10 protein-coding genes are annotated in these 15,617 nt (G+C 45.1%); 5 read left to right on the top strand and 5 right to left on the bottom strand.

All coding sequences use genetic code 11. The annotated features are described in order from the left end of the window. Window positions 1-72: 72 nt before the first annotated feature. Window positions 73-2,241 carry an AAA family ATPase gene (locus tag ACYRYG_RS08575; RefSeq protein ID WP_293425305.1) on the bottom strand — a complete coding sequence of 723 codons (2,169 nt, stop codon included), beginning with the start codon at window positions 2,239-2,241 and terminating at the stop codon, window positions 73-75. A 181-nt stretch (window positions 2,242-2,422) separates the two neighbouring features. Here ACYRYG_RS08575 and ACYRYG_RS08570 point away from each other — a divergent pair, with 181 nt between their 5' ends. Continuing rightward, the gene (locus ACYRYG_RS08570) at window positions 2,423-3,655 is read left to right on the top strand and encodes a DUF4861 family protein (protein WP_294732028.1); all 1,233 of its coding nucleotides are present in this window, start codon (window positions 2,423-2,425) and stop codon (window positions 3,653-3,655) included. A 281-nt stretch (window positions 3,656-3,936) separates the two neighbouring features. On the opposite strand, the gene ACYRYG_RS08565 is transcribed toward ACYRYG_RS08570, so the two are convergent. The 3 genes from ACYRYG_RS08565 to ACYRYG_RS08555 all read right to left on the bottom strand — a co-directional run bounded on the left by ACYRYG_RS08565 (window position 3,937) and on the right by ACYRYG_RS08555 (window position 9,544). Then, on the bottom strand, window positions 3,937-6,267 hold the full coding sequence (locus ACYRYG_RS08565; protein WP_460197999.1) for an outer membrane beta-barrel protein: 2,331 nt from the start codon (window positions 6,265-6,267) through the stop codon (window positions 3,937-3,939). Window positions 6,268-6,427: 160 nt separating this feature from the next. Beyond that, a complete protein-coding gene (locus ACYRYG_RS08560) occupies window positions 6,428-7,093 on the bottom strand; it encodes an ABC transporter ATP-binding protein (protein WP_293425319.1) in 666 nt (221 codons plus the stop codon). A 96-nt stretch (window positions 7,094-7,189) separates the two neighbouring features. Further along, window positions 7,190-9,544 (bottom strand): ABC transporter permease, encoded by a 2,355-nt coding sequence (locus ACYRYG_RS08555; protein ID WP_460197998.1) that lies wholly within the window; start codon window positions 9,542-9,544, stop codon window positions 7,190-7,192. A 541-nt stretch (window positions 9,545-10,085) separates the two neighbouring features. On the opposite strand from ACYRYG_RS08555, the gene ACYRYG_RS08550 reads away from it, so the two are divergent. The 4 genes from ACYRYG_RS08550 (at window position 10,086) to ACYRYG_RS08535 (ending at window position 14,225) form a co-directional block, all read left to right on the top strand. Beyond that, the gene (locus tag ACYRYG_RS08550; RefSeq protein WP_293424274.1) at window positions 10,086-11,018 is read left to right on the top strand and encodes an alpha/beta hydrolase; all 933 of its coding nucleotides are present in this window, start codon (window positions 10,086-10,088) and stop codon (window positions 11,016-11,018) included. A gap of 52 nt (window positions 11,019-11,070) precedes the next feature. Beyond that, a complete protein-coding gene (locus ACYRYG_RS08545; RefSeq protein WP_293419802.1) occupies window positions 11,071-11,571 on the top strand; it encodes a hypothetical protein in 501 nt (166 codons plus the stop codon). Between the two features lie 111 nt (window positions 11,572-11,682). Further along, on the top strand, window positions 11,683-13,008 hold the full coding sequence (locus ACYRYG_RS08540; protein ID WP_460197997.1) for a sigma-54-dependent transcriptional regulator: 1,326 nt from the start codon (window positions 11,683-11,685) through the stop codon (window positions 13,006-13,008). After that, window positions 13,005-14,225, top strand: a complete 1,221-nt coding sequence (locus tag ACYRYG_RS08535; protein ID WP_293419796.1) for a sensor histidine kinase — start codon at window positions 13,005-13,007, stop codon at window positions 14,223-14,225. Before ACYRYG_RS08540 ends, ACYRYG_RS08535 begins: the two co-directional genes overlap by 4 nt. Window positions 14,226-14,304: 79 nt before the next feature. On the opposite strand, the gene ACYRYG_RS08530 is transcribed toward ACYRYG_RS08535, so the two are convergent. Continuing rightward, complete coding sequence (locus ACYRYG_RS08530; protein ID WP_460197996.1) at window positions 14,305-15,315, bottom strand: malate dehydrogenase; 1,011 nt, start codon at window positions 15,313-15,315, stop codon at window positions 14,305-14,307. Between the last annotated feature and the right edge of the window lie 302 nt (window positions 15,316-15,617).

Below are 15,617 nucleotides of genomic sequence, written 5' to 3'. Positions count from 1 at the left end.
TGATGGGTATCTCCGATTCAGGTGATTTTGTTTGATAAGAGGTGTCCTCCGGCTTGGAGGGCATCTTTTTTATTATCCTTGCTTTTTGTCTTTCAATCGTTTCAGAATGACCATGGCCAGTTCGAGTTGGTTATAGGTGATGCCGAATTTGCAGTTCTCTCTGATGGCAGAGAGTCCGCCACCATTCGATTTCTCCTGGGCTTGCCGGACATCTGCCAGTGTCTCGTCACTGAGCCACCCCTCAGGGGCTAAGAGCTTTTTCTCTATCAGTGCTGCAATATGGGCCTGGATGGTCGCAAGGGTCAGATGGCGGACTACGGCTACCTCTTGTGGCTTCTTTCCTGCCTGGAGCATTTTGAGAGTTACCGTCCGTGTATCTTCCCTCTTGGGTTTGCTTTTTGTCTCTTTCCTTTTCCTGGCCGGGCTGCTGCCTTCGAGCGTGGATAGGATACCTTCCTGTTTGAACTTCTGATAATTGGCTGTCGAGAATCCTTTTGCGGCGATGTGGGCCAAGAGATAAATTTCGATGTGGTAGGTCTGGGACAAGGCGGAGAGGTCGTTCTCCATCCGTTTCTTTGCCGTCTTGTTGTCGGTGTTGATTTCCTTGGAGATCAGGAGTGTTGTCCCGAAGGCCTTCCGGAGCTCTTCCAGAAAATACCCTGCGCTGCGTTTTACCCGTTCCTGAAATTCCTCTTCGTGAAGGGCTGGGACCTCCATTGCTGCAATGACTGTTATCCATTTCCGGGCTGTGGGCACAATCTTTTGGGAAAGTTGTAAATGGAGGAGTTGGTAGGCATTGAGGAGTCGTGAGTATCTTCTGAAGGATTCTGCCATCAGGCGCAACATACTGTTGGTCTCCTGGGTGAGTTCGTTAAAATTGAAGAGTTCCATGAGTTGGTCTCTGAAGTACTCTTCTTTCAGCGTCGGCAGTTGCTGGATGCTCGCCGCCGTCTCATCTGCCTGCTTTTGAATAAAGGAGTCCACGCGTTGATCCCTTATCACGCTTGAAGTTGAAATGGAAGAAGCCAGCACCAGTCCTTCCAGGGACTTGCAACGGCTCAGGGCGACATATACCTGGCCGGAGGCAAAGGAGAACCGTGCGTCAATGATGGCATGCTCGAAGGTCAGCCCCTGACTCTTGTGGATGGTGATGGCCCAGGCCAGGCGGAGGGGGAACTGTTCGAAAGTGCCTTGTACTTCGGGCTCGATGACTTTCGTTTCCGGATTGATGATATATTTATCGTTTTCCCAGGTTTCGGGTTTGACATCGATCGGCTCATCATCTCCCTGGCATTGTACCTGGACCAGGTCTTTACTCAGACGGATGACCCTTCCGATGCGGCCGTTATAGAAGCGCTTTTCCTCTGACGGATCATTCTTTACGAACATCACCTGGGCGCCGGTCTTTAAAGTCAGTTCTACTCCTGTGGGATAACTGTATTCGGGAAAGGTACCTTTGATTCGGGCCTGGTAGGTATAAGGTGGGGCCGTGAGCTTTTCCAGTTCGCTGCCATTATAATTGTCTGCGGAACGGTTATGGGTGGTCAGGCGGATATAGCCTTCTTCCGCTTTGGGATGAAATGCAGGGTCATATCGGCTGTTCAGGAGTGCAAGGTCTTCTTTCGCTGGTTGCCCGTCGCGGATATGATTCAGGATACGGATAAACTTCTCGTCCTGTTGGCGATAGACATGATGGAGCTCTATGGTGACGAACCCTGTACTTTGCAATGCTTTGGAACCGAAGAAATAGGGGGTGTTATAATACGATTTCAAGATTTCGATCTCTTCAGGGGTTACTACGGGGGTGAGCTGCTGCAAATCTCCGATCATCAGCAGTTGCACACCTCCGAATGGTTTGTCGTGCTCCCGGAATTTTCGCATGACATGGTCAATGGCATCTAAAAGATCACAGCGGACCATGCTGATCTCATCAATGACCAGCAGATCCAGTGTCCGCATGATATTGCGCTTTTCCTTGCTGTATTCAAAATGATTCTTGAATGTTGCCTGTGGAATGAAGGGTGAGGGGGGAAGCTGGAAGAATGAATGGATGGTCATCCCTTCTGCGTTGATAGCGGCTACACCGGTAGGGGCAACAACGATCATCCGTTTCGTCGATCTCTTGCGTAGGGTTTTCAGAAAGGTCGTCTTCCCTGTTCCTGCCTTGCCGGTGAGGAAGACACTTTTCCCGGTATGCTCTATAAATTCCCATGCCGTTCTCAAGTCTCCGTTTTCTTCCATAATGGTTTTCCTGTTAGTTACAAAGGTACGTAAAATAATCGGATTGTGCTGTGGAAAATCAACAATTCCGGGAGGTAAGCCTTTTGGCCTGTTGGAAAGTAGAACGAAAAAGGGAAGGTCTTTGGAGTCATCTCTGTAAAATTGATTATCTTTGCCTTGTTAAAAATAAAATGATGTGACTATGGTTAGGAAAAGGTTCTTGTTGATGTTGCTGTTTCTTTCATTGGGTGTCTGTGCTATGACGGTCAGCGCCCGGGAGATACGAATAAAATTTACGAATTCCGGTAATCTTCAGAGGAGTGAGGTCGCGGAGATAAATGTGGATATGCTGAGGGAGGGAATGCTTTTGAAGCCTTCGGATCCTTTCATCATCCGGAATCCTTATGGACAGAAGGTCGCTTATCAGATTACTTATGATGGCAAGGTCTTGCTCTATGTCAGTGCAAGGCCTCATACTACCGTATATTTTACTGCTCAGCGGGGCGTTCCCGGGCCGATGCCCTGTTCTGTCCATGGCAAGGTGTATCCCATCCGGAAGGATGATATTGCCTGGGAGAATGACAAGGGGGCTTACCGGGTGTACGGCCCGGCTCTTGCCCGTACGGGGGAGAAATCCTATGGTATTGATATTTGGGTGAAGAACACGCCTGACTTTATCCTGGACAGCAGGTATTTAAAGGATGCCGCAGGGAATATACAGGAAGATTCTTTGAAAAAAAGGGGACTAGATCTGCAAGCTGATTCGGTAGACCTGGCTACTTCCTTTCATCTTGACCATGGCAATGGCATGGACGTTTATGCTGTTGGTCCGACATTAGGTTGCGGAACGCCGGCACTGCTGGATGAAGATGGAAAGATCATTTATCCGTATTGCTACCAGACTTACAAGATTCTTGATAATGGTCCATTACGCTTTACGGTATTGCTGAACTTTCCTCCGAATGCGGATGGAGTTGTGGAGCATCGGATAATCAGTCTGGATAAGGGGACACATTTTAATCGTATTACGGTATGGTATGATCATCTGCAAAGACCGTTATCTTTCGTTTCCGGGGTCGTCCTCCATACTCCGGAAGGACTTTTGCAGAAGGGGGTGAATATCGCAATGGATAAGGATTATGTATGTTATGCTGACCCGACACAGGATCCGACACAATGTGGCTCTTCCATTTATGTGGCAGCCTTGTTCCCTCATGGGGTGGATCGTACTTTTGTCGAAAATGACGGGAAGCATGCCTTGGGGATCATCAAGAATTATGCAGGTAAACGCTATTCTTATCTGTTTGGCTCGGCGTGGAGTGATTATGACATCAAGACTTTCCCGGAATGGCAACTGGCCGTAAAGGAGAAATTACAGGACTTGCGTAATCCTCTGAGGGCTGCAATTGCTCCTGTGACCAGAAGGTCGGAATAGATCTTTATGGGACCTGAAGATGGTATGGAATCATAAAGTCTATGGCTGTCTTTTCTGATGAGGATAGGCATAAATCACCCCGATGGTGCATAGAGACCTTCTCTATGCACCATCGGGACCATCTCTATGTACCATACAGGTAATTAATGACTATGATCGCTGAAGGGGGGGATGGCTTTATTCTTCCACGATCTGTCTGTTAAGGGGGGAAATGATGTGGCGGGTGATGGTGTCATCATGGTCATTGCGGGTGACCATGACGATCGTGGTCTCGTCCTGGTTCAGTTGGTCCGGTTCAGTATTTTCCTGTTCCCGCTTCTGCTCCTGAATGGTGATTTTATAGAATTAAAGGTATAACGCAGGGTAAGGATGACGCCTCGGGTATCATACTTGTTCCGTCGCCAACTGTATATATCTCCATAGTAACTTTCTATATAGGGGGTAACACTCCGCCTGAAGAAGTCGTTCCCCTGGATGGAAATATAGAGTTTCTTCTTGAAGAAATTACCGGATATACCGGCATTGGCGGATAAAAGGTATCCCATCTTTTCAAGATTGACAGCACAGGGACTGCAGTAATAAAGACTGGAAAAGATACTAAATGTCTTATAGAAATTATAATTCAGAGTCGCTGACAGTTGTGTCCACGTTTGATCGAACGATTTTATCTTACCCAAATAGGGGTACTTAATAAACGAGGTTCTTACGGCTCCTGATGTATATAAACTTACTTTATTGGTGTTTAAGGCATAGTCAACAGAAAAAGACAGAAAACTTGAATGGTCTATATTTTCAGGCTTGGTTACAATGATATTCGAATTGTCTTCGGGGTGTGCTAAGATACTTGCCTGGGTATCTTTCTCATATACATAAAATGTGTTGATACTGAATGCCCCCAGATTAGCGGTTAAGGAGACTTGACGATAAAAGGCAGGTTTCAGTAATGGGTTTCCTGTAAAATAGTGTAAGGAGTCATCATAGAAGACGATCGGACTTAAATCACTGAATGACGGACGGCTCATTCCTGTTTGAAAGCCGAGTGAATAGGACTGTTTTTGATTGGGATTATAGTATAAGGTAGCGGATGGGAAGAAATCGGAATAGATCTTTTTCAAACCGTTCTTCGTTCCGTTATCATTCAATTTCGTATCTGTATAATCGTATTCGTAACGTAATCCAGCATAGATTCCGTATTTCCCCAGTTTCCTTCGGTAACTTGCGTATGAGTCTAACCAGAAGTTCTTGCGATTGATCAATTGCGGAATGGTGTTTGTCGTCACATCTGATTTATTCTTGGTGTCTCCAAGTTCTATACCCATGCTTAATTTGTTTTTCTTCTTTACGGTAAAGGAGTAATCTCCGTTAAAGGTATAAATATCATAGTTGATGGGTGTATATTTGTAAGTAGAATCCACATATTCTGTTATCAGATTCTTCTCAAGAATATTGTTGCTTGATCTATTTCTTCGTGTAGCATAATCGGCTACCAGTGTCAGGGTGTTATTCTCATTTTGGGTCCAGGAATAAAAGGTAGATATACTATGGAGTTTGTTATTTGTATGGGTCCAGTCGTTCATCATCTTATTCCACTGGTTCCCATTATCGTCAATCTGCTGGGTGCGGAATTGGTATCTATGTTCTTTTGAGAAGTCCCCGCTATATTGGATGCCATAGTTGCTCTTTTTAGACAAGGCGAAGTTCAAGCCTGCAAACAGGTCATATCTGTTATATAACCAATTATAATATCCGTCAGATTTTTTCGTGAAAAGGTCATTATCTCCATGAGTAATCACTGTTCCTGCCGGATCGTATGCCAGGCCTTTTCCGTGACCGTATGAAACGGATACGTTTCCGGATATGATCCCGGACTTGCCGTTCAATTCGAGACGCGGATAATCGCTTGTCTTTCTGAAAACCCTGAGCGAGTTGGTTAAGGATCCTCCCAGGTGGTCCTTCAGTGACTGTTTCAGGTAGATGCGTATGGCTGAAGTCGTGCCGATCTTATAACTGGCATCGGGATCGCGGATGATTTCTATACGGCTGACATCTTCAGAACGCAGGCCTCTTAATTCGGAATAATCTTTGATTTTCCGATTGTTGATGTAAATCTCCGGAGAACCTTTTCCAATGACAGAGATGTGATCTTCGTCACCGATATGCGTTACTAATACTCCAGGTGTCCATTCCAGCATGTCCATGAGTGTGCCCGCCTCTCCCAGATGGGTGCCTTGAATATTGCGGATGGTGAAATCGGCTCCTTTCCGTTCGATGTTGATCTTCTTGGCTCTTACCTGTACTTCATGAAGTTGAATGGCATTTTTGTCAAGTATGATGTCTGGCAGCCTGTTGTCTCCTGATTGGAGGTGAAACGTATACTGTGCAGGATGATAACTCAGGGAAGAGACGGTTATGGATACGGTGCCGATAGAATCTACCGGGATCTCGAATCCGGAAGAATAAAACGTACCGTTGGTTTGTCTTCCCGTGCCGGGGTATTTCACGTTGACATTATAGACTACTGAGTCTTTGTCGGAAGTGATCACCTTTCCGATAATCTGATTCTGCGCTGTCAGGGGCAGACAGATCGTTGACACGATTAAAAATAGGTACAAACTCTTGAGTTTGCTTCTAAGTGGATACATTCTTGAATACTGCAAGCGATAAATCATATCTGTAAATTAATTTAGAGTTGGAATGGAAAGCCTTTATTGGTGGATCAAACGGGAATAGCCTGATCATGAAAGGAAGAAGACAGGAATATCCACCCGTTGTTTATTCTTCTACGATCCGTCCGTCAAAGAGATGGATGATGCGATGGGCGATGGCGGCATCATGGTCATTATGGGTGACCATGACGATCGTGGTCCCGTCCTGGTTCAGCTCCGTGAGCATCCGCATCACTTCGGCTCCGTTTTTGGAGTCCAGATTACCTGTCGGCTCATCGGCCAGTATTATCCTCGGATGGAATACCACGGCGCGGGCTATGGCGACACGCTGCTGCTGACCGCCACTCAACTGATGTGGAAAATGCTTGGTCCGGTGACTGATGTTCATCCTTTTCATGATCGCCTTTATACGCTCCTTGCGCTCTGAAGACTTTATGTTCAGATAGGTCAGAGGGAGCTCGATGTTTTCTTCCACATTCAACTCATCGATCAGATTGAAGCTCTGGAAGATGAAACCGATCTGCCCTTTTCGTATATTAGTACGGTCTTTTTCTTTCAGCGCCTGTACCTCTTTGCCGTCTAACCAGTATTTGCCGCTGGTGGGGTTGTCGAGCAATCCGAGAATGTTCAGCAGTGTGGATTTCCCGCATCCTGACGGACCCATGATGGCAACGAACTCGCCGGCTTTCACTTCAAATGAAACCTTGTTCAATGCTATGGTTTCTACATCTTCCGTTCGGAATGATTTGCAAAGATTTTCTACTTTTATCATCATAATGGAGTTTATTTGCCTTTTTCTGGGAGCTTCTACTGTCTGTGGCAACTGGGTTGATAGGCCATTTCTTCGTCTCCTGCAGATTTGATCCCTTTAGTTCTCTTGAATGTGAATGACTGGATTTTCATGTGATGCCCTGTAACTTTGTATAAGTATTGCGCCTATTGATATGATGATACAGAACAGACCGGAGACAAGAAAAATCCACGGACTGAGAGAGATACGGTAATTGTAACCCGACAGCCAGCGGCTCATGAAATACCTGGTTACCGGAACAGACAGGACGAAAGCGATCAGTACGTAGGAGAGGAATGTGCGTATCAGGTGGATCATTATCTGATGGCTGTAGCTTCCAAATACTTTGCGCACGGCAATTTCCTTGTTGCGCTGCTGGATGAAGTAGGAGCTCATAGCTATTAGTCCCAATAGGGAGATCAGTATTGCTATTCCCGCAAAAAGGGGAATCGTTTTTGACATTCGTACTTGCTGGTCAAATACCTTTTCAATTTGCTGATCTATAAAGGGATGATCCGTGTCCAGGTCAAGATGGAATGTTTCCTTGTAAGCCTTCTGTACTTCTCTGTAGGCTTCCTTGGGATTACCGGTGACCTGGATAATGAAATTCCGGGGATGAGCCAGTTTCTTATTGACGTAGATAAGTACGGGATACTGCCCGGATGTAATATCTCCGATATGGAAATCCATGAGAATACCACATATACCTAGTTTCATGTTTGGGTAAAAACTGATCTCATGGATGCCGGGTTTCAGCCTTAGCTCCTGGTAGGCCTGATGGTTAATATAGCATCCTTGTTGCTCATTAAGAGGGTATTTCTTTTCCACGTGGATGCCTAAGATATTCATGAACTGCCGGTCTACCGAGAAAATCTGGAAACTGATGGCTTTGCCTTTATAGATTATGGTGCTGTTGCTCCCTCGGTTCAATGGATAGCCGTTGCAGGCGGAGATGTTCCTGATGTGGGGGAGATTTCTCACGGCATGGAGGAACTGGGCGATATGAGCACTGTCTGCTCCTGGATTGTCAATTCCGATAATGTTATCTTTCCGGTACCCCAGTGGAGCTTTCGTCAAATGGTTCACTTGCAGTATCATCGTGAGGGAGACGCCCGTCAGCACTATGGTTATTGTGCTTTGCAGGATAATCATGAACTTGCTGAAAATCATCTTTGTCTGGTGCCGGAATGTTCCACGTACTACCTCTATAGGCTTTGCCCTGGAAATGAAAAATGCAGGGATGATGCCTGAGAGAATCCCTATGATCAGCACGCATAGGAGCAACTCAAGGATGTGGATGGGCTGGAACAGGCGGCTCATATACAGTTTCGTGTTCAGTAGGTTTGATGTGTATGGTGCGCCGACAAGAGCAAGTAATACGCCGATGATCATAGAAATGGAACAGAGCAGGATGCTCTCTGAGATCAGTCTTATCGCAATGTCTTTCTTCTGACTGCCTAAGAGCCTTCGTGTGGCCATCTCTCGTGCACGGTTGCCGGATTGAGCGATCGTGAGGTTGATGTAATTGATGACGGAGAAGAGCAGGATCACCAGTCCTACAGAGAAAAGAATGTTAACCAGCATCTTGTTCCCGCGAAGTGTATCTCCTGAATTGTCAGTTTTTGAAAAATACAGGTGACTGAAGGGGGTGAGTATTACATGGGCTTTTGCACCGGGTAACCTGTAGATCCAGTAAAAATGCCTGAAATATCGATCCATATCCTGTATCTTTGATTCCAGATGTGTATGTGGCTTAGTGAGAATAAACACTTCTCCTCCGAAAGCATTTGACATGTTGGCATCCGTGCAGGTGGGATTGAGGTTCTCCATATTCTCATATCTGGCAATAATGTCCTGATTGCCGATTGATGAACCTGTCATCTTCTTAGCGATACCTGTTACTACAAGGTGAATGGAATCATTATAGGTGATTACTTTGCCGAGTGGATCTTTCTTGCCGAAGACCTTCCTTGCATAATCTTCCGTAAGTACTGCACTGTTAAGTTTATCGAGTACATGATTACGGTCACCTTCTGTCAGTTGAAAGTCAAACAACTGGTAGAAGGTGGGATCAGTGAACAGGAAAGTGGTTTCTGTTTGCTCTCCAGTAGGGAGATTGACGATGGCTTTCGCTGTGCTTATGGCGCAGGTTTTCTCTATTTCCGGATAACGGTCTTTCAAATAGTGCTGGATCTTCCAAGGTGCGCCATCCAATTCCTGCGTGGTCCCATTTTCTTTGATCTTGCATCCTAAAGAGAAAATACGGTCTGCTTTGGAATGCATTTGGTCTATGGTATATTCTTGAGTAGTGTAGACGGTGATAAGAATGACGAACATCAAACTGAACGATAGTCCAAATACATTGATCAGTGTGTAGGTCTTGTTCCGGCTGAGGAATACCAGGTAAGATTTTAAATCCAGTAGATGCTTCATTTTTATTTCTTGTTGCTATAGACAGGGCAATAGACGTGCCAAAGTAGCTATGGCTTTTATAATCAGATAGTTATATTAAATCCTTAAAAGGATGGATGTCCAAATATTGGACACTGCTGTCAAATATTTGGACACTGAGAGTTGATGACTTTAGCAGATATAGATGGCCTTTTAGACTTTAAATTGGTGGAAAGGACAAGTGAATCGGCATTCATCTGTTTTTTAACCTTTATGAATTTGAATATTCTGATAAAATTATCTATTTTTGTATTCATAACGGTTCATCTTTCACTTACCGATTTATGGCATGAGTCTATTTCTTGACATTAACAAATAGCTGAGCTTTTTCCACCTCAAAGCAGATGGTAAGCTGGAATGTTGATAATATATTGAAAGAGAGAGTTAGCTAAGAAGGTAGTTGTCAAAGAATATATGACAACTGCTTCTGAAAGTAAAAAATAATGGACAACGATGGAGTTTGTATTCTTTGATGTAAAATAAATGAGCTATCTTTATACTTAAATTGTAAAAGAATCTTTTTATGAAAATGACATTACGCAGAATTTTGCTGTTTGTCGCCATCCTTATGGGTCTTGGATCATGTGCTCACCTGGGGATAGAGAAAACGAATGTTTATGCCAACACCCGGCCAGGGTCTTGGATGAAGGTCATTACTGATGTCCCATATAAAACGGTGGATGACAGTATGCTGCGACTTGATATTTACTCTTTGGAAAAGGATACCGTAACGCGTCGGCCGGTGCTCGTTTATATTCATGGCGGCAGTTGGATACACGGTGACAAGTCCTGGATAGAAAAGGATTACCGCCAGGCCCTCCTGGAAGCTTTTCTAAGAGCACATTATGCAGTGGTATCCATTGATTACCGGCTGGCTGACGGGAAAAGACGGGATGCCCTTACGGAATTAAGTGACTGCCGGGATGCCCTTGACTGGATTTCCAGAAATGCGGGGAAATATCATCTTGATGCCCATCGCATGGGGCTATGGGGCACTTCTGCAGGGGCTCATTTAGCCTTGGTGTTGGGGAGTGAACCACACTCTTCCGGCATCCGCTTTATCCTGGATGATTATGGCCCGACGGACCTGAACGGTCTCTTCCGTACGGGCCTTTCTCCTCTTGCCGTGTCTTTGATCAGAATCGTAAAACCTGATCTGGTGCATGAACGGGAACTGATGTTACGGATCTTCGCAAATGGCAACACGGACCGTTTGTCTCCTGTCAATAGAATACATAAGGGGATGCCGCCAGTCTTGATCTCCCATGGTGGAGCGGATAAACTTGTTCCTGTAAAACAGGCCTACGAATTGGAGAAACAGTTGAAAGCAAAGGATATACCTTATCTTCTTCGTATCTACCCGGGTGAGGGACATGGGCTGAATACACTGACCATATCACAGGTAAGTGATTTGACAAAATGTGCATTGTCTTTTGCAGCTCGTTACAACCGATGAATGAAAGCCGTTAATGAAATTTTTATAACTTTTCCATATAGATAATATGCTTATGAAACGAAATATGATCCTTGCAGTCATTGCCATTCTGTTATTGACTCTTTATACCGGAGTAGCAATACTGCTTTTCCTGTTGGTCCTTCCTCTGGCTTATTTTTTCTTGAAGCAGAAGGAGAAGAGGGAACAGACGAAGGGGACTCAGGCAGGCAGTGCGCTTGATAAGTTCACTTCCCTGGAATCGGTGGTGGCAGAATATGGAGAGCCGGATGATAGCGTGATCATCAATGCCTCGAAAGCAAATGAGCCTGCCGGTATTATCCTGATCTATGTCAAGGGAGATTTCCTGATCGTTGATGGGGAGAAAATCAGTATGACTGATATTATTGGCGTAAGCGCCAAGAATATGGCTACACCGTATACGGTAGGTGAGTATCAGATTATTTTCAGTACCCGGATCAAGGGACGTGAGCTCATCCGTGTCAATGCGGGGTATGATGCGGTATGGGCTGGGGAAGCCGTGGGACAGATTCATAAGTATCTATGCCGTAAATGATCCCCTGTGTCGTTTGAGCCTGTTTTCAGGCAACTATTAGCCTGTAAAGCACCTGTAAATTTGGCAATTTCGGGAGTTTATATTATATTTGCAGGCATAGAATCATAGAACATGGCAAAACAAGGGACCCTACTCGTCGTAGATGATAACCGAAATATTCTGACTACTGTAAGCATCTTGCTTGAAGATACCTTTCAAACGGTTATCCCTATTAGTAATCCTAATCTCATTCCTGCTCAATTGCGTGAAGGAAAACCGGATGTAGTATTGCTTGACATGAATTTCTCAAGTGGTATCAATAGTGGCAATGAAGGACTGTACTGGCTGAAAGAGATCAAGCGTATGAATCCACAGACTCAGGTGGTACTTTTTACAGCGTATGCCGATATACAACTTGCTGTAAAGGGGATCAAGGAAGGGGCAGTAGATTTTATCGTCAAGCCTTTTGAAAATGAAAAACTGATCCAGACGCTGAAAGAAGCCAGGGACAAGAGTACCCGCAAAGTCATGGCATCAGAACCGGGTGGGATGTTCTGGGGGGACAGCAATGCTATGAGGGAGTTGAGGCTGATGGTGGAGAAGGTAGCACCAACGGATGCTGACATCCTGATTACCGGGGAAAACGGGACGGGGAAAGAGGTCCTGGCTAAAGAGATACATCGCTGGTCCAGTCGTTCTAAAGCCAAGATGCTGCCCATTGATATGGGTGCGATTACTGAAACTTTGTTTGAAAGTGAACTCTTCGGATATGTGAAGGGAGCTTTTACAGATGCAAAAACCGATCGTCCGGGGAAGTTTGAACTGGCAGAAGGTGGGACCCTCTTCCTGGATGAGATCGGTAATCTGTGCTATGCTCTTCAGGCAAAACTCCTGACAGTTCTCCAGCGACGGAGTATCGTGCGTGTTGGCGGTTCTGTTCGTATACCGATAGACGTGAGGTTGATCTGCGCAACTAATAAAGACTTGAAGGAAATGGTACAGAAAGGGGAGTTCCGGGAAGATCTGCTCTATCGTATCAATACGATCCATTTGCATCTGCCTCCCTTGAGACAGCGTAAAGGAGATATAGTACCTCTGGCCTGCCTTTTCCTGAAAAAATATGGCGGGATTTATGGCAAGGAAAACCTGTCTTTAGCTGAAGACGCTGAGCGGAAATTAAAGGAGATGCCCTGGTATGGGAATATCAGGGAACTGGAGCATGCTGTCGAGAAAGCGGTGATCCTGTCTGATGGGCCTCATATTCACGGTGATGACATTGAGGGCAGTGATATCCACTCAAATGATCCTTTGGAAAAGGTGCAGACTCTGGAGGAGATGGAACGGCAGCTTATAGAGAGGACCATTCAGGAATGTGAGGGGAATCTGTCTGTTGTCGCTTCTCGTTTGGGCATATCACGCCAGACCTTGTATAATAAAATCAAAAGATACGGATTATGAGTCCCTTGATGATTGCAGCTGTTAGTGGAATGTTCCTTCTGTTCGTGTTCGGATATATACGTTTATACCGTCATTATCGCCGGAATATACGTAAGGTGGCTTTCATGTTTGATGCCATGGACAATTTCGACTATACATTCCAATTCCCCGTAAACAAGGTATCCCATGAAGACAAGGTCCTTAATTTTGCCCTTAACCGGATCAAGCGAATCATGGAATGTACACGCAATGAGGCCATGGAACGTGAGAAATATTATGAGCGGATCATCAATTCTGTGGATACCGGTATTCTGGTGATAGACGAGAGAGGAAATGTGAGGCAGTATAATGAAGCCGCGTTGAGGTTAACCGGTACTTCTGTCTTGACACATATTGACCAACTGAAACATATCAATATGGGACTTTACCGGCAGATACGGGATATTTTGCCTGGAGAGAAAAGCCAGGTGTCTTTCAGTAATGAATGCGGAGAATGTCACCTGTCACTCCGTTCTTCCCGGACCTTGCTCAAAGGATGCCAGGTGCGGCTGGTAACGGTTAATGACATCAATGCGGAACTGGACGAGAATGAGATAGATTCATGGGCTAAACTGATACGGGTGCTGACACACGAGATCATGAATACTGTGACGCCGATCACGTCCCTCAGTGAGGCATTGCTTCAAAAGTCAGAAGGTGAAATACACAATGGCCTGGAAGTTATTCACAGGACAAGCCGGGAACTGGTTGCCTTTGTGGAAAATTACCGTAAATTCACGCATGTGCCTACACCGGTGCCTACCTTGTTTTATATAAAACCCTTTCTGGAGAGGATGGTTCGTCTGGCAGAACAGCAAATGCCAGGAAAAGAAATCGTTATTAGCAATACGGTCTCACCCGATGATCTGATCCTTTATGCTGATGAAAGTCTTGTGGGGCATGTGGTCACCAATCTGCTGAAGAATGCCGTCCAGGCCTTGGACAAGGGCGGGCGTATCATAGTCAGGGCATACTGCAATGAGAACGAAGCGGTTATCATTGACGTCTCAGATGATGGGCCAGTGATTCCTGAAGAGGTGGCACAACATATTTTTGTTCCGTTTTTTACAACAAAGAAAGAGGGGAGTGGCATCGGGTTGTCGATTTCCAAACAGATTATGCGTCTCAGTGGGGGAACGCTGATGCTTAATAGAGATATGAAACAGGGAATGACTACATTCTCTATGGTTTTTAATTGAGGATATAGAGAACTTGCCATACGGATATATAAAAAGAGCAGGCCAATCAGCCTGCTCTTTTTATATTACTTGTTACAGATTACAAGTTTGGGTTTACTTTGTGCCAGTCTTTCACCTCAGGGAGAACACCCATCTTGATGACCTGGTCACGAAGGCCTTCCAGATGCTCATAACTTGCATCCAGAGTCTTGAATTCATCTTCAGTTCCTAAAACCGGTTTCTGATAGATACCATCAGAAGTGATACGTGTAGGCATAGCCATCATGATGTGAGAATAACGAGAGGTGTCAGCGTATGCACCTGCAGGATAGTTGAATTCTTCACCACCCATGGCAGCCTCGATCATCTTGACAGCGAGGTAAGCAGGGCTCTGGAAAGAAGAACGACGGCGAAGTTCGATGATCTTTGCACCACCCTTGGTGACTTCTACCTGCATCTGTTTCCACTCGTCAGGAGTCAGGCCTTTGCCGTTGACTTTGGCCTTGCCGGCAATCACATCCAGCAGTTTTACGCCCTTGACAGTCGTAGGAGAAGCGAAGACAGCCATCTTCTCTCCATGGCCACCGTAGGTATAAGCATTCTTAACCTCTGTCTGGCTTACGCCGAAGTGTTTGGCCAGAGCACCCTTCAGACGGGTAGAATCAAGTGCTGCAAGTGTAGCCACCTGATTTGGTTTCAGACCGGAATGAACCAGTGTTACCAGACCGGTAATGTCAGCCGGGTTGAAGATTACTACACAGAATTTAGCGTCAGGACAGAACTTCTTGATGTTGTCTCCCAGCTCTTTAGCAGCCTTGGAGTTACCATCCAGAAGATCCTCACGTGTCATGCCCTGTTTACGTGGAGCACCACCTGAGGAGATAATATACTTAGCACCGGTGAAGGCTTCCTTTGGATCAGTAGTAGAAACGAGGTTTACATCGTCAAAACCACTCTGACGCATTTCCTCGGCAACACCTTCTGCTGAGAAAACATCGTAGAGACAAATGTTAGGAGTTAAGTGCAGCATGATAGCTGTCTGGGTCATGTTAGAACCGATCATGCCGGCAGCGCCGACGATCACAAGCTTGTCATTTGTTAAAAAATCCATAATTACAAGATATTTAAAATATTTAAAATACTTCACGTTTTAACAGAGGACACCGCTTTATGATGCAGTTCCTCTCACCATAGTCTACTTGCAAAGATAATAAAAAGATAGATAATCTGACATTTATTTCGTATTTTAATTGTTGTAATTTCTTAAAAAACGTTCTTTGTAAGGTCTGTTTATCAAAATGTGTGATCAGCAGGAAAGACCTATTATCCATGTAAAAAGATATTAAAATATTTTGACTTTTACCTGGTTTTTACTATCTTCGTAAGCAATATGAAGAGAATCCATCACGGAGC

This window comes from Segatella asaccharophila (genome assembly GCF_054687055.1).
This window is presented reverse-complemented; position numbering and strand designations above follow the sequence as displayed.

What these genes read in the sequence shown, in the direction of transcription:
- ACYRYG_RS08575 (WP_293425305.1), bottom strand. Translation starts at nt 2,241, where the DNA reads ATGGAAGAAAACGGAGACTTGAGAACGGCATGGGAATTTATAGAGCAT.
- ACYRYG_RS08570 (WP_294732028.1), top strand. Translation starts at nt 2,423, where the DNA reads ATGGTTAGGAAAAGGTTCTTGTTGATGTTGCTGTTTCTTTCATTGGGT.
- ACYRYG_RS08560 (WP_293425319.1), bottom strand. Translation starts at nt 7,093, where the DNA reads ATGATAAAAGTAGAAAATCTTTGCAAATCATTCCGAACGGAAGATGTA.
- ACYRYG_RS08555 (WP_460197998.1), bottom strand. Translation starts at nt 9,544, where the DNA reads ATGAAGCATCTACTGGATTTAAAATCTTACCTGGTATTCCTCAGCCGG.
- ACYRYG_RS08550 (WP_293424274.1), top strand. Translation starts at nt 10,086, where the DNA reads ATGAAAATGACATTACGCAGAATTTTGCTGTTTGTCGCCATCCTTATG.
- ACYRYG_RS08545 (WP_293419802.1), top strand. Translation starts at nt 11,071, where the DNA reads ATGAAACGAAATATGATCCTTGCAGTCATTGCCATTCTGTTATTGACT.
- ACYRYG_RS08540 (WP_460197997.1), top strand. Translation starts at nt 11,683, where the DNA reads ATGGCAAAACAAGGGACCCTACTCGTCGTAGATGATAACCGAAATATT.
- ACYRYG_RS08535 (WP_293419796.1), top strand. Translation starts at nt 13,005, where the DNA reads ATGAGTCCCTTGATGATTGCAGCTGTTAGTGGAATGTTCCTTCTGTTC.
- ACYRYG_RS08530 (WP_460197996.1), bottom strand. Translation starts at nt 15,315, where the DNA reads ATGGATTTTTTAACAAATGACAAGCTTGTGATCGTCGGCGCTGCCGGC.